This is a genomic window from Ochrobactrum sp. BTU2, assembly GCF_024539785.1.
GTDB lineage: Bacteria > Pseudomonadota > Alphaproteobacteria > Rhizobiales > Rhizobiaceae > Brucella > Brucella anthropi.
Window position 1 is genome coordinate 622,572 of record NZ_JAHWRG010000004.1, and the last position, 25,723, is coordinate 648,294.

Sequence of the window (25,723 nt, forward strand, 5' to 3'; positions counted from 1 at the left end):
TTACGTAACGCAGAGTAATGGGATTACAAAAATGACAAAGCACGACGGTACTCTGAAAGAGCCAGCGGTCGACCCACTCTTCGCAAAAAGAATGGAAGTCACCCTTGATAACCATCCCCGCGCACCCGGCCTGATGGACGGGCGTCTAACGTGGCTGATGCGAGAACTGAAAACGAATGGTGCGGATGTCACCTTGCAGTCAGTCCATCGCTGGTATCACGGACACTCTCGTCCCCGGAATAAGAAGCTTACAGTTCTGGCAAAGGTGTTGGGCGTCGATCCTGCCTGGCTACTGAGCGGCAATATCCCTGAAATCGACGGTGCGTTGAAGCAGAGACTGCAGGTGATGGGCGACGGGCTTCGCAATTGCCTCATCGGTTTCATTCAACTTGGCGGGTGGCAATGCGCCATCCCCGAGGTCACGGATGAAGCCGCAGCTTACGTCGATTTCTATGCCATCATCAAAGGTCGCCAGCATCGTGTTCATGTGAGCAGCGGGACGGCTTTTGACGAAACAGGCACGGCTCGTTTCACCATTACGAACAAGTACGAGAAGTGTTCCGTTGTGGGCGTAACCCAGACAGAACCTTTCAAAATTGACGCGCTTCGTTTCCCGACTGAAATCATCTCCAAATACGGCGAACAAGTCAGAGGAAGCACGGAAATCGTCGTGCGGAAACGTGGAGGGGAGTATCACGTCGGGCCTGAACGCATTGACCTGATCGAGAACTTCAACGATACGTTTCTGGACTGATACCGATTGATACTGATTGAAATCAATTGGTTATGAGTAGGGATGCACGGTACGAAACACGGTATGACTTAGGCGGACAAAAGGCTATACCGTTGATTCAGAAGAGAAATATCCAGGTGATTCGAGTCCTCTTCTGGGCACCATTTCCAAGTCTTCAGACCACTACCAAGGTCCAGAAGCACCTCAAAAAGCCCGCGCAAGCGGGCTTTTTTGTTTCTGGATTGTCGTCCCGACAGGATCAAGCTTCAAGCCGGTTAATCCGACCAACAGATTTGGCAGTCGATGCAGTTTTCTCCCTCCGAACGCGACGCTTTCTTCGAATTGCTGAAATGGCGGCGCGATGTCCGTCACTTCAGCGATAGAGCCATAGACGGCGGAATCATCGATGCTTTGCACGAAGCGATGGATTATGCTCCCTCCGTCGGCAATGCCCGCCCCTGGCGCGTGATTTCAGTTGAAACTGCTGCAATACGTGCAGCGGTGCACGACAACTTTCTGGAAGCCAACCGGTCGGCCGCACAAATCTATGAAGGCTCGCGCGCGGAGCATTACCGCGATTTGAAACTGGAAGGCATCCGCGTTGCTCCAGTGCAGCTTGCCATTTTTACCGAGACTGCGCCCGTCGAAGGGCAAGGCCTCGGCAGACAATCCATGGCCAATACCCTGGAGCACAGCACGGCAATGGCGGTCCAGAATCTCAATCTGGCGGCAAGATCGTTCGGGCTTGGCGTCGGTATGGTTTCCATTCTCGATCCACATGCAATGGAAACGCTTTTCAAGACTCCGCCCAGCTGGCGCTTCAGCCTCTATCTGTGCATCGGCTGGCCACTGGCTGATGACGACACACCCCTGCTGCACCGAAACGGCTGGCAGAAAAACAAAGCGACGATCTGGCATCGTTCCTAGAGCGCAAGAGACGCAAGGCGGCAGAAATACCTCCTGACAGCCCGCATCTATCCTGATCCGCCCCTACCTTGTAAGGTAGGCCCCGCGTGGCGGGCTTTCTGGGAGGAAAATCATGCGACGGATCATTGTTGGAACGTTTCTGAGCCTCGACGGCGTGATGCAGGCGCCAGGTGGGCCGGAGGAAGATCGTACCGGCCAATTCGAATATGGCGGCTGGACAGTGCCCTATTGGGACGATGTGGTTGCCGGAGCCATGGGTGAAAGCTTTTCCAAGCCGTTCGACCTGCTTTTGGGCAGACGCACCTACGATATTTTTGCTGCCCACTGGCCGCATCAGGTAACAGACCCCAACGACCCCGGCTTCGTATCCGGCGAAGGCGAGATCGCCAAAATGTTCAATGATGTAACGAAATATGTCGCGACGCACAGGCCGGAAAGCCTGAACTGGCAGAACAGTGAACTGCTGGGCGACGATATCATCGCCTCATTGAGAGCCATCAAGGCCACCGAAGGCCCTGACCTGTCAGTCTCGGGCAGCAGCGAACTGGTCCATCAGTTACTTGCCAGCGATCTGGTCGATGAGTTGCGGCTGTTGATCTATCCGGTCATCCTTGGCAAAGGTAAGCGTCTCTTCGACGGGCAATCCGTGCCATCAGCCTTCAAGCTGGTCAGCTCCACCACATCGCCCAGCGGCGTCATCATTGCCAATTATCAGCGTTCAGGCGAACTCAAGACCGGATCTTTTGCGATGGACCACCCATCGGAAGAAGAAATCGAGCGACGTAAGAACCTTTCCTGATTCCAGCCGGGCTTCCCGAACCATTGGAGTAGAGAACCCGCCCCTTCGGCAAGGCTTTGTCAACAGCCCTATGAATTGTGCCTATTGCGCTGATCTCGCAATTGGCGGCACAATCCGACGTCCTTTGCTCAAATTCATTTGCTTACAAATATAATAACGGGGAGCGAATATGCGCCGTAAAGGCTTGCTGGAATTCGGGAGAAACAGAACGCTTTACGGCCTGTTTCTGTTCTGCGCGATCTGCGCCATTGCGGGCAGTCTCATGGGCTATAGTGGCGAGGATTCCGCCTGGCGCTGGCTGCACTATCTGACCAAGCCAACCGCAACCCTGCTGCTGCTCGCCGCCGTCCTTTGCGCCGAACGCCCCAAATCGAAATCCTATGGCTTTGCCGTCGCCTTTGGCCTGGCTTTTGCAGCACTCGGGGACTTTTTCCTGATGTTGCCCGGCGATTATTTCATGGCGGGCCTGATCTGCTTTCTCATCACCCATTGCGCCTATATCTATGCGCTTTGCCGCCATACGCGCTTTGCCGCGCATAAAGGCGTTTTCGTCCTTTTTGCCATCGCGGCCTTGGCCATCATAGCAGGCCTTTGGTCGTCGCTGCCGACGTCGATGAAAATCCCGGTCGTCATCTATGCCGCAGCGCTCGGCATCATGGCGGCGCAGGCGATGAGCCGCGCGCTCGGCACCGAGCCGGAAACGCCACAGCGCTATGCCGCATGGCTCGCGGCAGCAGGCGGCCTCTTCTTCATGGCAAGCGACACGCTGCTTGCTTATGGACGCTTCAGCCTCGACATTCCGCTGAACGGTCTGTGGGTGCTTGCAACCTATTATGCTGCGCAATTCCTCTTTGCCCGTTCAACGGAGGATTTTGCCTATGACAACTGAAGAACAGGCATTGCAGCTCTCATTCGAGCGCCTGCGTCACGCATGGCTTGAAGACCGCCCTGCCTATGAGCAGCGTCTGGACGACCTGAAGCGCCTGCGCGAGCGGCTCGAAGCAAGACTGGATGAAATGGCGAAGGCCATCAGCGCGGATTTTGGGAATCGCTCGCTGCACGAAACCCTGCTCGGTGAAGCCAGTGTCGTCTTTTCCGAAATTGATGATGCCCTGCACAATCTCAAGCGCTGGATGAAACCGAAACGCCGTAAGGCAGGCTGGAAAATGTGGCCCGCCAAGGCCGAAATCCGTTATGTTCCGCTCGGCGTGGTGGGGATCATCGCGCCGTGGAATTATCCGGTCAATCTGGCATTGGCGCCGCTTGTCGCGGCAATTGCAGCCGGGAACCACGTTTTCCTGAAACCATCAGAACACACGCCACGCACCGCCGAATTCCTGCAAAGCCTGCTTGCCGATGTGTTCCCGGAGGATCGTGTTACCGTGGCGCTTGGCGATGCTTCCCTGTCAGCACAATTTGCATCGCTGCCATTCGACCATCTCTTTTTCACCGGCTCCACTGCTGTCGGGCGCAAGATCATGGCGGCGGCGGCACCAAACCTGACCCCGGTGACGCTTGAGCTTGGCGGCAAGTCACCTGCCATCGTCAGCGAAAACGCCAATCTCAAACGCGCCGCCCGAGCGATCGCGACGGGAAAATTCTTCAACGCGGGGCAGACCTGCATCGCGCCTGACTATGTTCTGATCCATCACAGCAAGCGCGACGAATTCGTGAACCTTCTGCGAGGCGAAATGCAGGCACGTTACGGCAGCGTATCAGCGGAAAAAGACCGCACGACGATCATCAACGATGCTCAGGAAGCGCGGCTGTCGAAACTCCTGGCCGATGCCGCAAACAGGAGCGAGGCCGTCATTGAGCTTCCGGCAAGCTCCGAACAGCCGCGATCAATGGCGCCTGCGCTCGTGCTGGAACCTGCCGCCGACAGCACGATCATGCAGGAGGAGATTTTCGGTCCGCTTCTGCCGATCATCAGCTATCGCCTGCTCGACGATGCAATCGGCTTTGTTCTCAAGCTTGACCGTCCGCTGGCGCTTTACTGCTTCAGCGATAACACTGCAGAAATTGAAATGATGCTCAGCCGTATCGTTGCGGGTGGCGTCTGCGTCAACGACACGCTCTACCATTTCGCCTGCAGCAGCCTGCCATTCGGCGGTGTGGGTGCAAGCGGTATGGGCCAGTATCATGGCCATGACGGTTTTCTGACCTTTTCCAAGGCAATGCCCGTCCTGACCAAATATGCCCCGGCTCCGAGCGACCTCATCAAGCCGCCCTATACCGGCCTCACTGACAGGCTGATCCGTTTCATTGCAAGATGAGGTTGGGAACTATGCCAGCATCCTCTGCGTTCGGATATTGAGATCGCCTGATTGTGTAGGGAATTGCTATTCAAACAGAGATACAATCTGACTATATAAAGACTGATCGCCGGTTCATTTCTCCGGTATAGTCATAGTCTTTCAGAACAGAATACCTGACAGGTGAAAAACGGGTGCTGAAAAAGAAAGAACCAAACCGGATATCGAAGTCCATCCTGACTGCTATCCGGAACAGGCCGGGTTTCAGGCCGCTCAACGCCAATATTACCGGCGGTGATATCGTCATTGCATCCTACAATGTCCACAAATGCATCGGTATCGACAAACAGTTCAACCCGCAACGAACGGCTGAAGTCATCAGTGAAATCGACGCGGATGTGATTGCCCTGCAGGAAGCCGACAGGCGTTTCGGCGAGCGTTCCGGCCTGCTTGATCTCGGCCTGCTTGAGCGCCGCCATGGGCTCGTTCCAGTCCCCATTACCGCGACAATGCCCAAGGGCCACGGCTGGCACGGCAATGTGCTTCTGTTCCGTGAAGGTGTGGTGCGCAATGTGCAGCAGCTCAAGCTTCCCGGTGTCGAACCGCGCGGTGCACTGGTTGCGGACCTGCAGTTTCCGGCAGGCCCCCTGCGCGTGATCGCCGCGCATCTTGGTCTTCTGAAACGCTCCCGTGAGCAGCAGGCCGAAAGTATTCTTACTGCCTTGCAGGAAGCCGATACGGTGCCGACCTTGCTGATCGGCGACCTCAACGAATGGCGCATCGGCAAGCGCTCGTCACTCGCTGCCCTCATGCCGACATTCAACCATGTCGCCACAGCAGTCCCGAGTTTCCCGTCGCGGTTCCCGGTTTTTGCGCTGGATCGCGTGCTCGGAGCACCGCACAATCTCGTCACATCGGTTGAAGTACACAACACGCCACTGGCGCGCCTGGCATCCGATCACCTGCCCATCAAGGCGCATCTTGACCTCAAATCGGCAACGAACCTGCTGGAAGAATTCAGCCCGGAAATCTTCACGAGCAGGACGGGATAACTCTCAGAGATAGGGCGAACCCAGCCATATAATCCGGTCCAGAAGCCGCTCCAGAAATGGCCTGTTCTTGAGACGCGCAAGATTGACCTCGCGGCTACCCTCGATCACCTTGCCGATGCGTTCTTCCACCTGACGCGCCACGTCGCGGTCGAGAATTTCAAGATCGACCTCGAAATTCAGTCGCAGCGAGCGCGGATCAATATTGGACGATCCGACATAAGACCAAGCACCGTCGATGGTCATCAGTTTCGAATGATTGAAAGCGCCACCTGCCCGCCAGATGCGGCAACCATCCTTCAACAGCTGGTCGAACTGCGCACGCATGGCGCGATCCACCAGCTTCAGATTGTTGACGCCCGGCACGACGATATCGACTGACACGCCGCGCCGCGCCGCCGTCACCAGCGCGCTGATCAGTTCACGGTCCGGCAGAAGATAAGGCGTCATGATGAGAATATGCTGCTCGGCAATCGAGAAAGCGCCCATCATCATGCGCTGGTTGGTTTCCACATTCTTGTCGGGGCCAGACCCGACGACACGCACCAGCGTTCCCGTTCCCGGCGGGTTTTCCGGCGGCGCTATCTTCCATGCCTCGCCGGTCAGAAGTTCGCCGGTCGCAAAGCGCCAGTCTTCGGATGCAATATGGAAGAGATCGGCAATCGCCGGGCCTTCAAGCTTGAAATGCGTATCGAAGGCAACCGCTTTGCCCGCGATCGCACGCACGAAACCCGCTCTGATATTCATGCCGCCGGTAAAGGCGATCTTGCCGTCAACAATGAGAATTTTGCGGTGGGTGCGCAGGTTCGCATAAGGCAGGCGCAACCCGATGATGATGTTGCCGTTGAACACATCGACGGCAACACCCTTGTCCTTCAAAAGCTTCACGATGCTCGGAAAGGAATAGCGCGCGCCGACAGCGTCGACCAGCACCCGCACTTCCACACCGCGCTTGACCGCATCACCCAGAGCATCGGCAAATTTTTCGCCAATGGCGTCCCGGTCGAAAATATAGGTTTCCAGCATGATGCTGCGCTCGGCTCTGCTTATCGCGTCGAGCATTGCGGCGTAGGCTTCGTCCCCCGTTTCCAGCATCTCGATGCTGTTGCCGCTGGTGAAATCATAGAGGCTGACGGCATCGCCCAATATCTTCATCGCCCCGAACTGACGTCCGAAGGCGGCGCGCACGAGGTCGTTCGTCGTATCGAAATGCGACAGGTGATAGAGCGCGATCTTGCCCATATTGGCGCGCTGGTGGGTGAGCGTCGACCGCCGGATACGGTTCACGCCCGCAATGGCATAGACCACCGCCCCGACGATGGGCGACAGCACAATCACGCCTACCCAGCCGATGGCCGTGCGTACCTCGTCCTTCGTCATCGTCGCGTGAATGGCGGCAATCGCGCCCAGAACGCCCGACAGAACGAACAGGATATGCGGCCAGTAGTGGGAAACGAGATCGAACATCACATGAACTTTAAGCGGAAAACGACTGCAATAGCAAAGAGATATAATGCGCGGTCGAGCGAACGAACAGAGTAGACAACGATGATCCCACACGCCTCGCACAAAAGCTGGTCAAATCCCGGACATGCCTTATATTGTTCCCGAGGCATGACAATTTGAGGGACGTCTCATGGCAACAGCTCATAATGATTTCGACCGCCCGACCTTTCCAAAGGAACTTTCCAGCAAATGGGGGTGGTTCGTCGCCCTTGGGGTCGCACTGCTGATCCTCGGAGGCATCGCCTTCGGTAATCTCGTTCTGGCCACCGTGGTCTCGGTCTACTATGTCGGCCTGATGATGCTGATTGGCGGCGTCATCGAGATCATTCACGCCTTCGGCGTCAAAACATGGGGCAGCTTCTTCTTCTGGCTCCTGAGCGGCCTGCTCTACACGGCAGCCGGTATCGTCGCCTTCATCAATCCGGTGCTAGCGGCTGGCGTGATGACCTTCCTTCTGGCAGCAGCCCTTCTCGGTTCCGGTGCTTTCCGCATCTGGCTAGGCTTCAAATCGAAACCGTCCGCCGGTTGGGGCTGGATCGTCGCAGCCGGTGTCATCACCATGCTGCTCGGTCTCATCATCGCCATGCAATGGCCGGTCAACAGCCTGTTCATTCTTGGTCTTTTCCTGGCGATAGACCTGATCTTCCAGGGCTGGTCCTTTATTGCCTTCGGCCTTGGCATCAAGAGCCGATAAACATCACAGATCACTGGCAAAGCGGCGCGCACTGCGCCGCTTTTTCATTTGAACTCGACCTTTCGGCCAAGTCCTGCTAGATGCTCCCCAACATCTTCGCGGCGCGCTTTCACGCGCAGCCCAACGTTTCGCCATCACGAGTTTCTTCATGCCCGCTGACCATCCCGTTTCCAAGCGCCGCACATTCGCGATCATCGCGCACCCGGACGCCGGTAAGACCACGCTGACCGAAAAGCTGCTGCTGTTCGGCGGCGCCATCCAGCTCGCCGGTGAGGTGAAGGCCAAGAAGGACCGCATCCAGACCCGGTCGGACTGGATGAACATCGAGCGCGACCGCGGCATCTCGGTCGTCACCTCGGTGATGACCTTCGAATACAAGGACTGCATCTTCAACCTGCTCGATACACCGGGCCACGAAGACTTTGCGGACGATACCTACCGCACGCTGACTGCCGTGGATTCCGCCGTCATGGTCATTGACGCCGCCAAGGGTATTGAGCCGCGCACGCTGAAGCTGTTCGAAGTCTGTCGTATGCGCGACATTCCAATCGTCACCTTCGTCAACAAGATGGACCGCGAAGCGCGCGATCCGCTCGAAATTCTCGACGAGATCGAAGAAAAGCTGGCGCTCGACACGGCTCCGATCACCTGGCCTATCGGCTCAGGCAAGAGCTTTGCAGGCACCTTTGACTTGCATAACGACACGATGCGTCGTCAGGACAATGAAGAGCAGCCGACCAAGGTCAGCGGCCCGGAAGAAGCCGCCGCGCTGCTGCCTGAAAACGAACGCGAGGCATGGCTGGAAGGTGTGGAACTGGCACGCGGCGTCTGCCGTCCGTTCGACCTCGCCTCCTTCCGCGAAGGTCATATGACGCCGGTTTATTTCGGTTCGGCGCTGAAGAATTACGGCGTGCGCGACCTGATCGAAGCTTTCTGCGATTTCGGCCCCTCACCCCGCGACCAGCAGGCCGACACGCGCATGGTTGGCTCCACCGAAGACAAGATGACCGGTTTCGTGTTCAAGATTCAGGCCAATATGGACCCGAACCACCGCGACCGCATCGCATTCCTGCGCGTCTGCTCGGGCAAGCTGTCGCGCGGCATGAAAGCAAAGCTGGTGCGCACCGGCAAGCCAATGAGCCTGTCTGCGCCGCAATTTTTCTTCGCACGTTCGCGCCAGATTGCCGACGAAGCCTTTGCGGGCGACGTGGTCGGCATTCCGAACCACGGCACGCTGCGCATCGGCGACACGCTGACCGAGGGTGAAGATATCCTGTTCCGTGGCGTGCCGAACTTCGCGCCGGAAATCCTGCGCCGCGTGCGTCTGGACGACGCCATGAAAGCCAAGAAGCTGCGTGAAGCGCTGCAGCAGATGGCTGAAGAAGGCGTTGTACAGCTCTTCGTGCCTGATGACGGTTCTCCAGCCATTGTCGGCGTTGTCGGCGCTCTTCAGATCGACGTTCTGACCGAACGCCTGAAAGTGGAATATTCGCTGCCGGTCGGCTTTGAAATGTCGCGCTTCTCGGTCTGCCGGTGGATTACGGCAGATGATCCGGCCGAACTCGACCGTTTCATCGCCTCGCATCGTGCCGATATCGCCCATGACCTCGATCACGATCCGGTCTTCCTTGCCCAGAACGGCTTCTCTCTCAATTACGAAGCCGAACGCTGGAAGGATATTCGCTTTGCCACCGTCAAGGACTATCAGGTCCGCGACAAGGCCTGATACGGTATGGTGATATGACCGATCCTGTTCTGGCTGCTCTCGATTTGCCCGATGCGTTGCTGCATCGGCTTGCCGGTTATAGCAGCCAGCAGGATGAGCTTGGCCGCTCGACCGCCAATGTCCTGCTTCTCGATCATGACGAACATGAACCGCTCGTTCTGAAAATCGAACCGGCCAGCACCGTCAGCGAACTTGCCGGTGAAGGCGCCCGGCTCGAATGGCTCGCAAGGCAGGGATTGCCTTGCCCCAAGGTCGTCGCTTACGAGACGCAGGCCGACCACCACTTTCTTTTGATGACGCGCCTTGCCGGATCGGACCTCGCCTCATCTGTCGGCACTCTCCCGGCGGACAGCATCGTCTCCATTCTCGCGACAGCCTTGAAGGCGCTGCACAGCGTCGATCCCGCCGCTTGTCCCTTCGACCACCGGCTGGACCGTCGCATTGAAGACGCGCGCAAGCGGGTCGAAGCCGGTGCCGTCGATGAAGATGATTTCGATGACGAGCGCGAAGGCCGCAGCGCCGAAGACCTGTTCACCGAACTTTGCCGCCTGAAACCGTCACAGGAAGATGTGGTCGTGACTCACGGCGATGCTTGCTTGCCAAATTTCATGGCCAGCGAATGTGCATTCACCGGCTTTATCGACTGTGGCAGGCTCGGCCGTGCAGACCGCCATCAGGATCTCGCACTAGCCTGCTGGAGCATTCGCTACAATCTGGGCGACGAATGGGTACAGCCTTTTCTCGACATTTATGGCGGCCCGGCAATCGACGAAACGAAAATTGCCTATTACCGTTTGCTGGACGAGTTTTTCTAAACCGGCATCGCCCAAAAACGCTTAGCCTTTCGTTTCCAAAAGCCGCTCAGCAATCTTCTCCGCCAGTTTTTCAGCCACTTGTTCCTTGCTCATTTCCGGCCATTCCTCGATGCCGGAACGGCTTAGAATGCGGACACGATTGCGGTCGCCGCCCATGACGCTACTGCCATCCGGCGCATGCGAAACATCGTTGGCGACGATCCAGTCCGCGCCCTTCTTTTCAAGCTTGGCTCTCGCGTTTTCGGCCACGTCCTGCGTTTCTGCTGCAAAGCCGACGACGAGGCCGGGACGCTTGTCGCTATGGCCGACACCGGCCAGAATGTCCGGGTTCTCGACCATGGCAAGCGTCGGCGCGCTTTCACCGGGTTTCTTCTTGATCTTCTGTCCGGCTTCATTGGCCGTGCGCCAGTCGGCAACCGCTGCAACCATAATTGCCGCATCGGCAGGAAGATGCCGCTCCACAGCAGCCTTCATTTCACGCGCCGTCTCGACATGAATGACATCGACGCCTTCGGGGTCAGGAATGGTGACCGGGCCGGACACCAGATGCACCGTCGCACCAAGCCGCGCCAGCGCCGCCGCAATAGCGTGGCCCTGCTTGCCCGACGAACGGTTGGCAATGTAGCGCACCGGATCAATTGGCTCGTGCGTCGGGCCGGACGTCATGACAATGGTTTTGCCTGCAAGCGGCTTTGCCTGCGGAGCAAGCAGGTTCTCGATCGCCGCGACAATCGCCAGTGGCTCGCTCATTCGTCCGGTTCCGGCTTCACCGCTTTCCGCCATCTCCCCCCTCTCCGGGCCGATGAAGCGAACGCCGTCTTTTTCGAGCGTCAGACGATTGCGTCTCGTCGCGGGATTGTCCCACATGGCCGGGTTCATGGCAGGCGCAACAAGCACTGGAACTTTGCGAGCAAGCAGCACCGCACTGGCCAGATCATCGGCAAGCCCGTTCGCCATCTTCGCCATAAGGTCAGCGGTCGCGGGCGCGACGACGATCAGGTCCGCATCGCGGGCAAGCCGGATATGCCCGACATCCTGCTCGTCCTCACGCGAGAACAGATCGGTGAAGACATGATCGGCAGAAACGGCGCCAATGGTCAGCGGTGTCACGAATTGCTGCGCTGCAGCCGTCATCAACGGGCGCACATGCGCGCCACGTTCACGCAGACGGCGGATGAGGTCCGGCGTCTTATAGGCGGCAATGCCACCACCGATAATGAGAAGAATGCGCTGCCCGGCCAGCGACGCACCCGCGCCGGGAGACACTGCAACAGCCTGCGGAGCTATATCCTGCCCGGCCAACAGAATGCGCGCTTCCTCTTCCATGGAGCGCCCGTTCTGCGCTGCCCTGATACGCAGCCGTTCCTTGGCGTCATCATCGAGATTACGGATGGTAATGCTGGCCATTTGATTGCACCTGCTTGTTACAAGTGCAATCATTGAAATCACTTTAGAAGGTAGATGTCACCTTAAAATTGATCCTACAGCCAAATATAAAGCTTAATCGCTATCGCTGCGAGCGAGACCGCAATCACCACCTGCGCGATGCGACCCCAACGTGAGTGGCGCGCTTCAGCCCGGCCGATAGCTTCTGCCGTCGCTTCGTCAAAGCGCAATCCGTTCGCTGCCATATCGTCCAGAGCAACGGAAACCCGTTCCACACGCGCAACAAGTTCCGGCGTCTTGCGCGTGAAATGCAGCAGCGAATAAGCGCTGTCCTTCGCATCGGCAAGCATACCTTGCGGTCCGAGATTCTTGGCGATCCAGTCGCCCACCACCGGTTCCGCAGCCTTCCACATGTTGAAATGCGGATCGAGCGTACGCGACACCCCTTCCACGACGACCATTGTTTTCTGGAGCATCAGAAGTTCCGGTCGGGTCTCCATGTCGAAAAGCTCGGTCACTTCGAACAGCAGCGTGAGCAGCTTGGCCATGGAAATGGTTTCCGCCGGCTGACCATGGATCGGCTCGCCAATGGCGCGGATGGCCTGCGCAAAGCTTGCCACATCGTGGGTGTGCGGCACGTAGCCTGCTTCGAAATGCACTTCCGCCACGCGCATATAATCACGCGTGATGAAGCCATAGAGAATTTCGGCAAGGAAACGCCGCTGCTGCTTGTTGAGCCGCCCGGTGATGCCGAAATCGACCGCAACGATAATGCCTTGCGGATCGACGAACAGATTGCCCGGATGCATGTCGGCATGGAAAAAGCCATCGCGCAGCGTATGGCGCAGGAAAGACTGGATCAACGTTTCGGCCAGTTTCTTGAGATCAAAACCGGCAGCGGCCAGCGCCGAAATATCCGACATCTTGGTGCCGTCGATCCATTCGAGCGTCAGCACATCGCGACCGGTGCGCTCCCAGTCCACCTGTGGAACGCGGAACCCAGCATCGCCCTTGATATTCTCGGCAATCTCGGACAGCGCTGCCGCTTCAAGACGCAGATCCATCTCGATGCGGGTTGTCTGCTGCAGCGTCTCGACAACCTGAACCGGGCGCAGGCGGCGCGTAAACGGAACATGACGCTCCTGCATGCGCGCGACCATGTAGAAACCTTCAAGGTCGCGGACGAAACGCTGGCGCACGCCCGGACGAATGACCTTGACCGCAACCTTCTGGCGCGTTCCGTCTTTCATGATTTCAGCCGGGTGAACCTGCGCCATCGACGCCGCTGCTATCGGCGCATCGAAATGCAGGTAAAGATCGTCAATCTTGCGGCCAAGCGAACCTTCGATAGCAGCAACTGCGTCGACCTGCGGGAAGAAGTCGAGCCTGTCCTGCAAAAGTTCGAGATCGGCAGCGACATCGCGCCCGACAATATCGGGCCGTGTTGCAAGAAACTGGCCGAGCTTCACATAGGACGGACCAAGCTTGTTCATGGCCCGCGACATACGCTCGGAACGCTGCATGTGGCGTGCGCGCGGACGCGCCAGAAGACCGGCAATCTTGTGTCCGAATGCCGGAAGGCCAGAGAGCCCTTCCACCGGCAAGGCGCTGATAACGCCTTCACGTGTCAAAACCCATCCGGCCCGCATCAGCCGGAAAGCGGCGGATAGATTACTCATGCCCCGATGCCCCGTTCCTGACCCCAACTCACCACAGGCACAATCAAAGCTTCCAGCCGGAATGCAGCGCGGCAATGCCACCAGTGAAATTGCGATAGCTCACGCGCTCGAAACCAGCCTTCTCGATCATCGCGGCAAAATCCTGCTGCTTGGGGAATTTGCGGATCGATTCGACCAGATAGCTGTAGGAATCGGCATCGCCGGTAATCATCTTGCCGATACGCGGAATGGCGTGGAACGACCACTGGTCGTAAACCTTGTCGAGAACCGGCAGTTCAACCTCGGAGAATTCGAGGCAAAGGAAACGACCGCCCGGCTTCAACACGCGATAAGCTTCGGATAGCGCCTTGTCGATATGTGGAACATTGCGAATGCCGAACGAAATCGTGTAAGCATCGAAGCTCGCATCTTCAAATGGCAGCTCTTCGGCACTGGCTTCAACAAATTCAAGATTGTCGGCAAGGCCCTTCTTGATCGCCCGTTCACGACCGACGCCGAGCATCGAGCCATTGATATCAAGAATGGTGACATGGGCCTGACGACCGGAAGCCTCCACAATGCGGAAAGCAATATCGCCGGTGCCGCCTGCAACGTCGAGCGAGGTCCAGCCTGGGCGCTTCGATGGTGCCAGCCATGCGATCATCGCATCTTTCCAAACGCGGTGCATGCCCGCCGACATGAGATCGTTCATCACGTCGTACTTGCTGGCGACCTTATGGAAAACGTCGTTGACCAGACCCTGCTTTTCGCTTTCGTCAACCGCCTTGAAGCCGAATGAATGCTCCATGCCACCTTGTGCGCCCACGCGGTCCGCATTGCCGTTCTGCTGGCTCATAGCTCATCCTGCTTTTGAATATTAAGACGAAAACGATTTCCGTAATGCATATAAAGCTTGTGCCAGACGATACAAGCAGAGACCGTCCTCCACTACCCCTTTTGTGATCCGGCACTTGTGAACTGTCTTGCGTTAGCGTTTAAAAATGGCCAAAGAGACATAAAACTGTGTGCGCGCGCTTGGCCCGGCGTTTTCTCCGGCGCAAACTGCCGCTAAAGTCAAAAAGATAACAAGAACAGTGGAAAGATCATGGGCGTTACAGTCGTCAGCCATCCGCTTGTCCAGCACAAGCTCACCATCATGCGCAAGAAGGAAACGTCCACAGCCAGCTTTCGGCGGCTGCTGAAGGAAATATCGCTGTTGCTCTGCTATGAAGTGACACGCGATCTCGAACTGACCACGATGCCGATCGAAACCCCGTTGATGCCAATGGATGCGCCGGTCCTTGAAGGCAAGAAGCTTGTCTTCGCCTCGATCCTCCGCGCAGGCAATGGTCTTCTCGAAGGCATGCTCGATCTGGTGCCCGCCGCGCGCGTCGCCCATATCGGCCTTTATCGTGATCACGATACGCTGCAGCCGGTCGAATATTACTTCAAGGCGCCGGAAGACATCGTCAACCGCCTCATCATCGTGGTCGACCCGATGCTCGCCACCGGACATTCGGCAATTGCAGCCATCGACAAGCTGAAGGAACGCGGCGCGACCAATATCCGCTTCCTCTGTCTGCTGGCTGCACCGGAAGGCATCAAGCGCTTTACCGAAGCCCACCCGGATGTCGACGTGTTCACGGCCTCCATCGACGAACGCCTCGACGAAAAGGGCTATATCGTTCCCGGTCTCGGCGATGCCGGCGACCGTATGTACGGTACGAAGTAAGCATTAACCCGCGCCTGCTAATGTACCTGGAAACGGGGGCAGTATGGCGCGGGTTTTTACGATCCTTCTGGTATTTGCGGGACTGGCAATTGCCTTCCCGCTTCTGTTTGAAAAATTCAGGCAACAGCCAGAATCCGGTTCAGGCACGTCAGCGACAGCTTCAACTGCTCCTTCGCAAAACCCCGCCGCCTATAGCGGACGCCGCACGCAGATCACACCGGACAGTCGTGGCCATTTCATCACGGACATAAAAATTGCCGGGCAATCCCTTCGTGCAATGGTGGACACGGGGGCGAGCGTGGTTGCGATCAACGCAAACGCTGCACGACGCATCGGCCTGTCGCTCAAACCCGATGATTTCAAGTATCGCGTTTCGACCGCCAATGGCGAAACCGTCGCTGCATCCGCCATCCTGCCCAGCATCGAAATCGGGCGTATTCGTGTAGAGGATGTGGAGGCCATGGTTCTGCGCGACGATGCCCTGTCCGATACGCTTCTCGGCATGAGCTTTCTGAAACGTCTGCGTCACTATGAAGTTTCAAACGGCGTACTCGTGCTGACGCAATGATGTGATACCGTACTTCCGATATGGATCGAAAGCGGCTAAACCCCGCTGACCACCGACGCCCAAATACCAATGGAAGCCAGCCATGACACCGGACCAGCGCCTGACCGAGCTCGAAATTCGCGTAGCCGAACAGGAAAAGACAATCGACGAGTTGTCATCCGTTCTGGCCGAACAATGGAAAACCATAGACCGGCTTTCCAAGAAGCTCGGCGCGTTGACCGACCGCTTTCTGGAACTGGAAGAACAGACTGCTCCGGACGTACCGGTCACCAAACCACCGCACTGGTAACACCATGCTTCAGATTGCCTCCCTCGCCGACCGCCCCGATCTCGTGCCCATTTGTGCCGCGTGGAACCATGCGGAATGGGGTGAATTTAGCGGCTCCACCCTCGAACAGACCGTCAAGGCTTTTAACGACATCTCCCGCGAAGACGATGGACAGGTGGCGCGAGTTGCCCTCTGGAACGAACAACCCGCCGGTCTTGCCCTTCTGATCCACAACGATCTGGAAACACATCCGCATCTGAAGCCATGGGTGGCAAGTGTGTTCGTCGCGCCTGACTATCGCAGTAAAGGCATTGCCAAAGGTTTGGTTGACGCCATCGAGGATGCCGCGCGGGAACTCGGCTATGCGGAAGCTTATCTTTACACAGACAAGCCCGACCTTTACCGCCAGATCGGCTGGAGCGATTTCGAGCATCTGGAAGGCGACTATGCCGGGATGCTGATCATGAAAAAGAAAATCGCGCGGTAAGGACCGCGCGATCTGTTGATTACAGCCCGCTTATTGTGCCAGCGGGATCGGGCAGCTCACGCCAGTGCCGCGCAATCCGCAATAACCGTTCGGGTTCTTCGCCAGATATTGCTGGTGATAATCCTCGGCATAATAGAGCTCCGGCGCATCCTCGATTTCCGTGGTGATCGGACCGAGACCACGACCGGCAAGCGCCTGCGAATAGGCTTCCCGGCTCTTTTCCGCCACATCACGATCTGTCTTGTCGAAAGTATAGATGACTGAACGATAGGTCGTACCGATATCGTTGCCCTGCCGCATGCCCTGCGTCGGATCATGCTCCTCCCAGAAAAGGGTCAGCAGCTCGTCAAGGCTCACCACCTTCGGATCGTAAACGACCAGCACAACTTCCGCATGGCCGGTCAGCCCCGTGCAGGTTTCCTCATAGGTGGGGTTGGGTGTGACCCCGCCCGCATAACCGACAGCCGTTACATATACGCCTGGCACCTGCCAGAACAGGCGCTCGGCACCCCAGAAGCAGCCCATTCCGAACAGAACCTGCTTATAGCCTTCCGGCCATGGTCCTTTCAGCGGACGACCATTGACGAAGTGGGTCGTAGATGTCGGGATCGGTTGCGCGCGTCCCGGCAAAGCTTCATCCGTCGAAGGCATCTGCGTCTTCTTGCGATAGCTGTCCAAGAAACTCATGGTATCCACCTCCTGATTATCGAGCGGTGAAGCGTCCCAGAGGGCGCTCCCGACGATGACCGATTGCATAGAATAAAAGGGCGAGAATGCCGAAAAGAAGCCAACCCGGTCGCTCAAGCAAAGGGATGCAGACGGCATTCCAGACTCCTGCCCCTATATAGTGTGTCACGAACGTTTCTGCATCGGCCAATGTCTCGGGCGCGTTGCGCGACCACATGGAAAAAAGCGGCTTCGCTATGAACTGCGACGCGCCGACGGAACGCGCGCCATCAAGGACCGCGAAAATCACCGCCAAAGCCAGAAAAACAACCGCAAAACTACGCAATACAAATCGGATCACGATTCTCTGCCCCGGATTTCCTACCTTGATTTCGACGCCGGTTTTCTGACCGGTCTCCCGAAGATTTGTCTTTTTGATGTTGCTAAAGCATAGCACACAGAACCCGTCAGGCTCAAAGCCAAGCTGGAACACTATTGCACGATTAAAATAAAATATAATAAATTCAGACAGTTATCTCGTTGATATCGCTCTTTGCACAGGCTCTGCGATTTAGACGCAAAAACTTGCAAATAGCTGTTGAACATATGCATTTTCTGGCTATATTCGCGCCGCACCCGCTAGTTGGCGATTAACCAGCGCCTGTTTCGAAAAGCGGTGTCACGTTTGCAGTCAGTTTTCACCGTGAGACACGGTTTCCCGACAGCAAGGCAGACGGAGAGGTGGCCGAGTGGTTGAAGGCGCACGCCTGGAACGCGTGTATACGGGAAACCGTATCGAGGGTTCGAATCCCTCTCTCTCCGCCATTTGATTTTCCCCACAACAGACGCGAGTTACCTCTTTCAAGACGGTAGACTGGTTACCGCATCCGCAACCCAGGCAATAAAACAGCCGGAGGTTTGGACCTCCGGCTGTGATTTTTAGTTCAGGCCTTCTTCCTTGAATGCCTTCTGCACGTTTGGGCGGGCCAGCACACGTTCGCGCAGTTTCAGCGCCTTGGGATAGGCGCTCAAATCGAGCTTTTGACCAACGCCCCAACCGATGATCACCGACGCATAAGCATCTGGTTGAGTGAAGTCATCGCCAAGCCAGTAGGGGTTCTTGTCCGACAGCATGGCTTCGAACTGACCCAGACGACGATTGATGTTGACGATGACGCCCGCCCTCGCTTCCTCGCTCAGGTTGGGCGCGAACAGGCCGCTAAAGGCCGCATGCAAATCCGAACAGAAGCCCAGCGCTTCCTGCAGGCGTGCGCGTTCGATTGAACCATAGGCGGGCTTGAATGCCGCAACGTCGGAATGATCACCGATATATTGGAGAATTGCCGCGTTCTGCGTGATGACAGTGCCGGGCTTCACTTCCAGCGCCGGAACCGCGCCGCGCGGATTGACTGCAAAATAGTCGCCACCGTCCGCTGTCTTCTTGGCCTTGAGATCCACGGCCTCCAGCTCATAAGGCAGGCCCGCCTCGCTCAGAATGATGTGGGGTGCGAGCGAACAAGCGCCGACCTTGTAGTAAAGCTTCATAAAAATCTCCCATCGGTTTTCGATGAAAGACCTCTATCAATTCTGGTGTGCCCCGCAAGGAATTGGGGATCACAATTCCTTGCGTAGTTGCATTGGAGCGTGTTTCGATCAGACTGAATCAGATCGGCGCTCTAGCTGTTTGTTTTGACGGACAATTTATCAGAAAAGCGATGCGATCCGCGCAGGCTTCGAAGACTGCATTCGTGTCACCACAACCATCTTGTTGAACTCGCCGCGCTTGAAGGCGCGCAGGAAGCGCGGATAGTCCTTGAACACGACACAACCATTGGAATCGCCACGGCGCCCCAGCATGAAAGTATGCGCCAGAAGGCCATCGCGATTATAGCGGTTGTTGCCGTCGACAGGCGTGAGGCGGATTGCCTCGACGCCATGGAACAAAGCCTCGCGCATGCGCAGATCATAGGTATGTGGCGGCGTTGGCCCGCGGTTTTTCTGGTTCACATAACGCGGATTGTCGCGCATCGGACCGAGACCGGAATGGGCTTCAAGGCGCTCGCCGCTCGGCAGGTAAACAGTGGCTGCAGAAATATCATAGATAGCAACCTTGCTGCGTGCAGCCTGATTGAGAAGCGGGCTGAACAGGCCGGGGCGCGGTTCTTCGGTTGCACCGCTTTCCGGCGCATAGGCGAGTTCGGTCTTCTCATGCATACGGGAGCGGCGCAGCGAAGGCTTGGCGCCCGGCAGCGGCACATCATCGGGCAGGAATGCATCCCGGCTGGCTTCATCCTCTGCGGCCATGTCGGTTTTCTGATCCGGAGCAAGCTGCGGAACAGGAACGGCATTGCCGGTAGGAAGATGTGCCTGTCTTTCAGCGGCATCCATTTCTTCAGCTTGCGAAAGCGGATCAATCTTGTTGAAGGCCGCCGCAGTGTTCGGTGCAGTCGGCACTGGCGCATAGGCAGCCACAGTCACGCCAGCCGTCGCGGCAGGTTGCTCTTGCTCGACACTCGCCACAACAGGCTCGTCGCGCCTGACGCGATCAGCACGCAATTCGATGAGGGATGCCGTATCGACAGGCTTGTCCTCGATCACGGAATCGGGACCGATGTCAGCAATGATCGGCTGATCGTTTACGTTTTTGGCCCGGTGCCAGTCGAGGTTGGAATAGGCCGCATCAGCAGTGTAAGCATCGATGAAGCTCTGCCTGATCCGCCGCGATGGCGCGATCTTGTGATCAACGACGGCAAGTGCCTGCGGCGCGGTCAGGGAAACACGGCGCATGATCGGGGCAACAGGCGCAAAGGCCGGCACGACCGTTTCCAGCGTGCCGAGCGCGGTCATCATCCAGCTTCCGGCCACAAGTCCCGTCGCAGCGAAAATCGCAACGCGCGTAAAACCTTTGAAACCGAGCGGAAGTCTGATGCCGTTGCTGCGCGGAGCTGCGTAGCCATACACTTCTGTTACACACGCCATGATACAAAATCCGAGTGGAAATCAACTTTCGCGGCACCGCTTTGCATGTCAGTTCGGCAAAAAGACGAACAAGACATGGCAAAGCGGTGACTGGAAGGTCATCTCCAACATCGTCAATTATGGTAACCAAATCCTTTACGGAATGAAAAAATCCGGTTCAGCTGGCTTCGGAAACCAACTCAAGCGGTCAGCAGATAAGCGCCCTGTTTGGCGCTCGGGAATTCCAGCCCCTCCACCGCAACGCGATTGCGTCCACGGTGCTTTACCCGCATCAGGGCAAGATCGGCACGTGCTGCTGTTTCCCATAATGTTTCAGCGCCGCGCACCATGGCGATGCCGAAACTGCATGTCATCCGGCGGTCTGCAGGCAACATGGGAAAACTGTGTCGGGCCACGCGCCCGCAAAGCCTATCGCCCAGTCGTTCACATGTTTCGGCATCCCCCTGGACCAGAAGAACAAATTCTTCGCCACCGACGCGACCGACAATCGTTGTATTTGCTGCCACTGTTTGCAGAATGCAGGCAAACTCAACCAGCACCTGATCGCCGGTTGCATGACCCAGCTCGTCATTGATCGACTTGAAGTGATCTATATCCGCGATAATGACCCCATGATCACCACGCTGGGCCTCGGCCAAACGCATAGTCGCATGACGCTCAAGGCCGCGACGATTGAGAACACCGGTCAGCGGATCGGAGTCACGCTCTGCCTGCAATTCCTTGACCACATCCGAAGTCGTCACCACCAGAAGAACCAGACCGGCAAAGACACCCGCAAAGGCACCGAATATCATGATGCCCTGCCAATAGCGCGAATGAATGAGTTCTGACGGTCGCGTGATGTCGGCGGGGAGCCCAAGCGCCATTCCAGCCTGTGCATAGAAATGCACCATCAACAACAACAATGCACCAAACAGCACGCGCTCAATCCAGCTTCGGCGTGCAAGATTGCGCGCCTGAATGCAAAGCACGGCCACCAGACTGCCCAGAGCCAGTTGGACAGTGGGCGCAATCCGCGAATAGCTCGTATCATTCGCAATGAAATAGGCCATGGCTCCAAGAAGACCGAGCCCGATCAGGCCTGATGCAAGGCGGGAATAACGTCCGCCCATGCGTATCATTACACCCTCGCAAAGCAGCCAGCCGCCCAGAAAATGGAAAGTCGTGGCAATCGGCGAGGTCAGGGCCAGGCGGTCCGAGACCAGCGAGATAGGAACCAGAAGCCCGAAAGCAAAACTGGCGAAGCTCAGGCCGAAAAGCAAAAGATGCCTGCGCTTCGTGTCGAGCATCCAAATGCCTAACATCGTCGCAGCAAACAGCAATACTACCAGCGGCGGCACAAACTTCACGAACAGGCCCTAAATCGGTTGAAAATGAGAATGCTAAAACGCTATTTCAAATTGAACCCAATGTGCAATTACAAACCAGCGTCAAAGTCAAGTTGTAAGCTTGCAATATTGATGAACACTAAAACCTAAAAGAGCAACACTGAGAATAAGCGATTGCTAAAAATAAATTGAAAACAACATCCTTCGGCGACGATCTCTTTTTATGTCGTTTTTACCTTCAGATTTATCCCCAGAAGCTTTTCGGCGATCATGCGGCCGATGGGTATGGAAGACGTCGCGGCCGGTGACGGCGCATTACACACATGCAGCATTCTCTCCGTTTCCTTGAAGAGAAAATCATGCACCAGCGTACCGTCATCAAGAACGGCTTGCGCCCGGATTCCGGCGCCCGGCGCACCAAGGTCGGCAAGCTCCAGCGTCGGGCAATATTTGCGGCACTCTTTCAGATAGCGTGTGCGAGACGCGGAATTGCTGAATTCGGCTAGAGCCGAGCGCCAGTTCTTCATCGCCATCTTCCAGAAGCCGGGAAATGTCGACATATCCGCGACATCGCCTGCACGGAAACTGCCTTTGTCGTAGCCTTCTCGCGAAAAACCCAGAACTGCGTTCGGGCCGACCGTGACACCGCCGTCAATCGTACGAGTCAGGTGAATGCCGAGAAATGGCAGGTCGGGATCGGGGATCGGATAGATCAAATGCTTGACGATATTCGCCTTCGATTTCGGCAAGGTGTAGTATTCACCGCGAAAAGGAACGATGCGATGGCTGATATCCAACCCGGCAAGCCGCGCAATGCGGTCTGACTGCAACCCGGCGCAAGCGACCAGCTTGGAAGCGCGCAAGGTCTCGCCATTTGCCATTACCGTAACGCCCTTGCCATCCTCCCGGATTGCCGTAACCGGCGCATTGAGCCGCACGACACCGCCGCGCTCAATGATTTCCGCAGCCATCGCCCGCGATACTTTCGCATAATCAACAATGCCCGTCGCCGGAACGAGCAGTGCCCCGAGGCCTGCAACCGCAGGCTCGACCTTGCGCAAAGCCTGCTGGTCCACATGCTGGAAGGTGATGTCGTTCTGGACCGCGCGCTTGGCGAGCGCCTCCATGCGGTCGACTTCTTGCTGAGAGGTCGCGACCAGAAGCTTGCCGCATCTTTCAAAAGGAATGGAATATTGCTTGCAGAAGGCTTTCGTGGCTTCCGCACCTGCCCGGCACAATTGCGCCTTCAATGAACCCGGTTGGTAATAGATACCGGCATGGATGACGCCACTATTGTGTCCTGTCTGGTGGCGCGCGAAATCGCTTTCCTTCTCCAGCAGGATGATCCTTGCGCCCGGCTCCGCTTCCTGCATGGCTTTTGCTGTCGCAAGCCCGACAATGCCGCCGCCGATGACGCAATAATCATAATCTGCCACGAAGTCCCTCCTCATGCCTTTCCCGGCGCAGCGCCCCGCCTTGCTACCGCTCGACAGGATGATTACCTGTTACTTATACGATTGCGGCCTTGGTTGCAGCACCGCAAAATGGCATTCTTTGCCAAACCCGTTCCCCCATGCGGAGAAGTTCCATGCGCCATCAGTTCGACCTTTTTGCTCTTTCCCCTGCGGAAGGAGAGGAACGGGCAGAACTGCGCCCTGCCCGCGCCAAGCCCGGCAAGACGACCGGCATCGATGAAGCGGAAATGGTGCAGCGCCTGAAAGACAGCGGACGTTACCGCATCCTGCAGCGGCTCGATCCACCACCGACAGTACCGGATGCCGACCGGATCGCCTTTCCGCGACTGGGCGTCGTCGTCGACACGGAAACGACCGGCCTCAATCCCGCGCAGGAAGAAATCATCGAGATCGGTGCCGTTGCTTTCCGCTATGCGGACGACGGCTCCATCGGCGATGTTTGCGCCACGTTCGGTGCGCTGCAGCAGCCATCTAAGCCAATACCCGCTGACATTACCCGCATCACCGGCATTACCGACGACATGGTGAAGGGCCAGACGATCCCGCGCGAGAAGCTGGATGCGCTCATCGCCGAAGCCGACATCATTATCGCGCATAATGCCGGTTTTGACCGCCCATTTCTCGAGCGTTTCTCAATCGCTTTCGCTAACAAGCCTTGGGCCTGTTCGGTCAAGGAGATCGACTGGACCGCACGCGGTTTTGAAGGCACCAAGCTTGGCTACCTGATCGGCCAAAGCGGCTATTTCCATAATGGCCATCGGGCCGAAGATGACTGTCAGGCCCTGCTCGCGGTACTGAAAGAACAGTCTGGCGACACCACGCCCTTTGCCGAATTGCTGAAGGCAAGCCAGCGCGCGCGGATGCGTGTCTATGCAGAGAACAGTCCGTTCGAAATGAAAGACCACCTGAAGACGCGTGGCTATCGCTGGTCGGATGGCACAGATGGACGTCCAAAATCATGGTGGACGGAAATCGGCGAAGAGGAACTCGAAGCTGAACTCGAATATCTGCGCACCGAGATTTATAGATGGCGCGACGCCGATCCGCTGATCCAGAAGCTCACCGCCATGGACCGTTACAAGGAACGTGCGCCGCTTCGCCCGAAGAAATAAAAAGGCGGTTTGAAATCGCCTTTTTCTCGCAACGCGAGTGATTCCATCTATGGGTAGCCGAAAATGGTGGCACTCGAGAACCGGAGCGGAGTGTACTTAACATACATGAACACCGGAAGCGCAGAGCGACGCCATTTGCAGGCAGCCAGAGGCGAAATCTAGAGAACTGGCCAGGAGCGCTGCGCTGGCCGCATCTCTTCATATGCCTTGGCGAGGCGCAACACACCCAGATCATCAAAACGCTGGCCGAAAATCTGCAGGCCGATGGGCAGTCCTGTCGACGTGTAACCGCAATTGATCGAAATCGCCGGCTGTTCCGACATGTTCATCGCCACGGTGAAAGCAATATGCTCGAATGGGCGCTGCGGATCGTTGACCGGTGAGGCCCATTCCGCCGGATAGGTTGCCATCGGCGAGGTAGGCGAAATGATGAAGTCGAAGCCCTTGGAAGCTGCAAGTGCTGCATTGCGCATGGCGTCCATCTGGGCAAAGCCGAGATAGACTTCCTCGCCGGAAAGCCCTTCCGCCGTCTCTGTCCACTGATAGATATAAGGCAGGATTTTCGCACGGTTTTCCGGCGTCATCTTCTTGATGTCCGACCAGGAACGTGCGCGCCAGAAACGATCAAGACCGTCGATCATGGTGCGATTGAGGAATGGTGCAACCGGCTCGATGATCGCACCAGCATCGGCAAAAAGCTTTGCCGATGCTTCCACGGCAGCTTTCGTTTCTTCGCCAACTTCTTCGCCAAAACCGGCATCCAACCAAAGGCCGATCTTCAAGCCCTTTACATCGATACCGAGGTTCATCCAGTCGATATCCTGCGGGGGCAGGCTCATGCCGTCGCGGCGATCCGGTCTCGACAGAACCGACATATAAAGCGCGCTATCGGCAACCGTGCGGGTCATAGGCCCCGCAACGCGACCAAGAAAGGCCGGATCGATCGGGATACGCCCGAAGGACGGCTTCAGGCCAACAAGACCGCACCAACCCGCAGGCAGGCGGATGGAGCCACCAATATCAGTGCCGATATGCAACGGACCATAACCGGCCGCACCGGCGCTGCCCGCACCAGCGCTCGATCCACCCGGATTGGTGTTCAAATCCCACGGATTGCGCGCAAGCTTGTGGAAGCTCGACAGGCCCGACGACAACATTCCGAGATCGGGCATGGTGGTCTTGGCGAGCAGCACGCCGCCAGCCTCGCGGGTGCGCGCCGCAGGCGGGGCATCGGCGACGGCAGGCTTCAGCGGCAGCGCTGCGCAGCCAAGCGGAACCGCCGTTCCCTCGGTCGCGATATTTTCCTTGATCGTCAGCGGCACCCCGTCGATGGGTCCGGCGGGCTCCCCCTTCGACCAGCGTGCTTCCGAAGCCTTTGCCGAAACCCGCGCCGCATCCGGATCGTAAGCCCAGAGTGCATTGAGCTTCGGCTCATAGGCTTCGATACGGGTGATGACGGCTTCCGTGACCTCGACCGGCGAAAGCGACTTCGTCTTATAGGCGGACACGAGTTCAACAGCTGACAAATCGGCGAGATTCGACATTGGATATTTCCTCAAA

At 57.1% G+C, this 25,723-nt stretch carries 25 protein-coding genes and 1 tRNA gene; 15 read left to right on the forward strand and 11 right to left on the reverse strand.

Going from position 1 to position 25,723, the window contains the following annotated elements; genetic code table 11:
• The first annotated feature begins 31 nt into the window (after positions 1-31).
• The 6 genes from KWJ32_RS15560 to KWJ32_RS15585 all read left to right on the forward strand — a co-directional run bounded on the left by KWJ32_RS15560 (position 32) and on the right by KWJ32_RS15585 (position 5,766).
• A complete protein-coding gene (locus KWJ32_RS15560; RefSeq protein WP_256886115.1) occupies positions 32-754 on the forward strand; it encodes a hypothetical protein in 723 nt (240 codons plus the stop codon).
• A gap of 282 nt (positions 755-1,036) precedes the next feature.
• Positions 1,037-1,660, forward strand: coding sequence for a 5,6-dimethylbenzimidazole synthase (gene bluB, locus KWJ32_RS15565; protein ID WP_012091425.1), 624 nt, complete (start codon positions 1,037-1,039; stop codon positions 1,658-1,660).
• Between the two features lie 112 nt (positions 1,661-1,772).
• On the forward strand, positions 1,773-2,459 hold the full coding sequence (locus tag KWJ32_RS15570; protein WP_040129111.1) for a dihydrofolate reductase family protein: 687 nt from the start codon (positions 1,773-1,775) through the stop codon (positions 2,457-2,459).
• 169 nt (positions 2,460-2,628) lie between these two features.
• Positions 2,629-3,348, forward strand: coding sequence for a lysoplasmalogenase (locus tag KWJ32_RS15575; protein ID WP_012091423.1), 720 nt, complete (start codon positions 2,629-2,631; stop codon positions 3,346-3,348).
• A complete protein-coding gene (locus KWJ32_RS15580; RefSeq protein WP_012091422.1) occupies positions 3,338-4,735 on the forward strand; it encodes a coniferyl aldehyde dehydrogenase in 1,398 nt (465 codons plus the stop codon). The genes KWJ32_RS15575 and KWJ32_RS15580 overlap by 11 nt, the downstream gene beginning before the upstream one ends.
• A 173-nt stretch (positions 4,736-4,908) precedes the next feature.
• Positions 4,909-5,766 carry an endonuclease/exonuclease/phosphatase family protein gene (locus tag KWJ32_RS15585; RefSeq protein WP_010659390.1) on the forward strand — a complete coding sequence of 286 codons (858 nt, stop codon included), beginning with the start codon at positions 4,909-4,911 and terminating at the stop codon, positions 5,764-5,766.
• A 3-nt stretch (positions 5,767-5,769) separates the two neighbouring features.
• Here KWJ32_RS15585 and cls read toward each other — a convergent pair whose 3' ends face one another.
• A complete protein-coding gene (cls, locus tag KWJ32_RS15590; RefSeq protein WP_010659389.1) occupies positions 5,770-7,230 on the reverse strand; it encodes a cardiolipin synthase in 1,461 nt (486 codons plus the stop codon).
• A gap of 169 nt (positions 7,231-7,399) precedes the next feature.
• On the opposite strand from cls, the gene KWJ32_RS15595 reads away from it, so the two are divergent.
• The 3 genes from KWJ32_RS15595 to KWJ32_RS15605 all read left to right on the forward strand — a co-directional run bounded on the left by KWJ32_RS15595 (position 7,400) and on the right by KWJ32_RS15605 (position 10,504).
• On the forward strand, positions 7,400-7,963 hold the full coding sequence (locus KWJ32_RS15595) for an HdeD family acid-resistance protein (RefSeq protein WP_010659388.1): 564 nt from the start codon (positions 7,400-7,402) through the stop codon (positions 7,961-7,963).
• 148 nt (positions 7,964-8,111) lie between these two features.
• Entirely contained in the window at positions 8,112-9,689 is a 1,578-nt protein-coding gene (locus tag KWJ32_RS15600) for a peptide chain release factor 3 (RefSeq protein WP_010659387.1), read from the forward strand.
• Positions 9,690-9,703: 14 nt separating this feature from the next.
• Positions 9,704-10,504: an APH(3')-II family aminoglycoside O-phosphotransferase gene (locus tag KWJ32_RS15605; RefSeq protein ID WP_012091421.1), complete on the forward strand. Its 801-nt coding sequence runs from the start codon at positions 9,704-9,706 to the stop codon at positions 10,502-10,504.
• A gap of 21 nt (positions 10,505-10,525) precedes the next feature.
• On the opposite strand, the gene coaBC is transcribed toward KWJ32_RS15605, so the two are convergent.
• The 3 genes from coaBC to ubiE all read right to left on the reverse strand — a co-directional run bounded on the left by coaBC (position 10,526) and on the right by ubiE (position 14,404).
• Positions 10,526-11,911, reverse strand: coding sequence for a bifunctional phosphopantothenoylcysteine decarboxylase/phosphopantothenate--cysteine ligase CoaBC (coaBC, locus tag KWJ32_RS15610; protein WP_231771240.1), 1,386 nt, complete (start codon positions 11,909-11,911; stop codon positions 10,526-10,528).
• A gap of 74 nt (positions 11,912-11,985) precedes the next feature.
• Positions 11,986-13,569, reverse strand: coding sequence for a 2-polyprenylphenol 6-hydroxylase (gene ubiB, locus KWJ32_RS15615; RefSeq protein WP_029929369.1), 1,584 nt, complete (start codon positions 13,567-13,569; stop codon positions 11,986-11,988).
• A gap of 43 nt (positions 13,570-13,612) precedes the next feature.
• Positions 13,613-14,404 carry a bifunctional demethylmenaquinone methyltransferase/2-methoxy-6-polyprenyl-1,4-benzoquinol methylase UbiE gene (gene ubiE / locus KWJ32_RS15620; protein ID WP_010659383.1) on the reverse strand — a complete coding sequence of 264 codons (792 nt, stop codon included), beginning with the start codon at positions 14,402-14,404 and terminating at the stop codon, positions 13,613-13,615.
• Positions 14,405-14,653: 249 nt separating this feature from the next.
• On the opposite strand from ubiE, the gene upp reads away from it, so the two are divergent.
• The 4 genes from upp (at position 14,654) to KWJ32_RS15640 (ending at position 16,603) form a co-directional block, all read left to right on the forward strand.
• Entirely contained in the window at positions 14,654-15,280 is a 627-nt protein-coding gene (gene upp / locus KWJ32_RS15625; protein ID WP_006467614.1) for a uracil phosphoribosyltransferase, read from the forward strand.
• Between the two features lie 43 nt (positions 15,281-15,323).
• Entirely contained in the window at positions 15,324-15,848 is a 525-nt protein-coding gene (locus tag KWJ32_RS15630) for a TIGR02281 family clan AA aspartic protease (RefSeq protein WP_012091418.1), read from the forward strand.
• 82 nt (positions 15,849-15,930) lie between these two features.
• Positions 15,931-16,137, forward strand: a complete 207-nt coding sequence (locus KWJ32_RS15635; RefSeq protein ID WP_010659381.1) for a SlyX family protein — start codon at positions 15,931-15,933, stop codon at positions 16,135-16,137.
• Between the two features lie 4 nt (positions 16,138-16,141).
• Positions 16,142-16,603, forward strand: a complete 462-nt coding sequence (locus KWJ32_RS15640) for a GNAT family N-acetyltransferase (protein ID WP_012091417.1) — start codon at positions 16,142-16,144, stop codon at positions 16,601-16,603.
• A 30-nt stretch (positions 16,604-16,633) separates the two neighbouring features.
• Here KWJ32_RS15640 and msrA read toward each other — a convergent pair whose 3' ends face one another.
• Complete coding sequence (gene msrA / locus KWJ32_RS15645) at positions 16,634-17,290, reverse strand: peptide-methionine (S)-S-oxide reductase MsrA (protein ID WP_012091416.1); 657 nt, start codon at positions 17,288-17,290, stop codon at positions 16,634-16,636.
• Positions 17,291-17,306: 16 nt separating this feature from the next.
• Positions 17,307-17,630, reverse strand: coding sequence for a hypothetical protein (locus tag KWJ32_RS15650; RefSeq protein ID WP_012091415.1), 324 nt, complete (start codon positions 17,628-17,630; stop codon positions 17,307-17,309).
• Between the two features lie 374 nt (positions 17,631-18,004).
• On the opposite strand from KWJ32_RS15650, the gene KWJ32_RS15655 reads away from it, so the two are divergent.
• Positions 18,005-18,094: transfer RNA gene (locus KWJ32_RS15655), tRNA-Ser, on the forward strand.
• Between the two features lie 114 nt (positions 18,095-18,208).
• Here the strand turns inward: KWJ32_RS15655 and gst are convergent.
• From gst to lhgO, 4 genes are all read right to left on the reverse strand, one after another.
• Positions 18,209-18,814 carry a glutathione transferase gene (gst, locus tag KWJ32_RS15660; protein WP_012091402.1) on the reverse strand — a complete coding sequence of 202 codons (606 nt, stop codon included), beginning with the start codon at positions 18,812-18,814 and terminating at the stop codon, positions 18,209-18,211.
• Positions 18,815-18,973: 159 nt separating this feature from the next.
• Positions 18,974-20,248 carry a DUF2778 domain-containing protein gene (locus tag KWJ32_RS15665; protein ID WP_012091401.1) on the reverse strand — a complete coding sequence of 425 codons (1,275 nt, stop codon included), beginning with the start codon at positions 20,246-20,248 and terminating at the stop codon, positions 18,974-18,976.
• A 179-nt stretch (positions 20,249-20,427) separates the two neighbouring features.
• Positions 20,428-21,597: a GGDEF domain-containing protein gene (locus KWJ32_RS15670; protein WP_012091400.1), complete on the reverse strand. Its 1,170-nt coding sequence runs from the start codon at positions 21,595-21,597 to the stop codon at positions 20,428-20,430.
• 200 nt (positions 21,598-21,797) lie between these two features.
• Positions 21,798-23,012: an L-2-hydroxyglutarate oxidase gene (lhgO, locus tag KWJ32_RS15675; RefSeq protein ID WP_151610244.1), complete on the reverse strand. Its 1,215-nt coding sequence runs from the start codon at positions 23,010-23,012 to the stop codon at positions 21,798-21,800.
• Positions 23,013-23,164: 152 nt separating this feature from the next.
• Between lhgO and KWJ32_RS15680 the strand changes: the two genes are divergently transcribed.
• Positions 23,165-24,163: a 3'-5' exonuclease gene (locus KWJ32_RS15680; RefSeq protein WP_012091398.1), complete on the forward strand. Its 999-nt coding sequence runs from the start codon at positions 23,165-23,167 to the stop codon at positions 24,161-24,163.
• 158 nt (positions 24,164-24,321) lie between these two features.
• Here the strand turns inward: KWJ32_RS15680 and KWJ32_RS15685 are convergent, their stop codons facing one another.
• Positions 24,322-25,707: an amidase gene (locus KWJ32_RS15685; RefSeq protein WP_012091397.1), complete on the reverse strand. Its 1,386-nt coding sequence runs from the start codon at positions 25,705-25,707 to the stop codon at positions 24,322-24,324.
• Positions 25,708-25,723 lie beyond the last annotated feature (16 nt).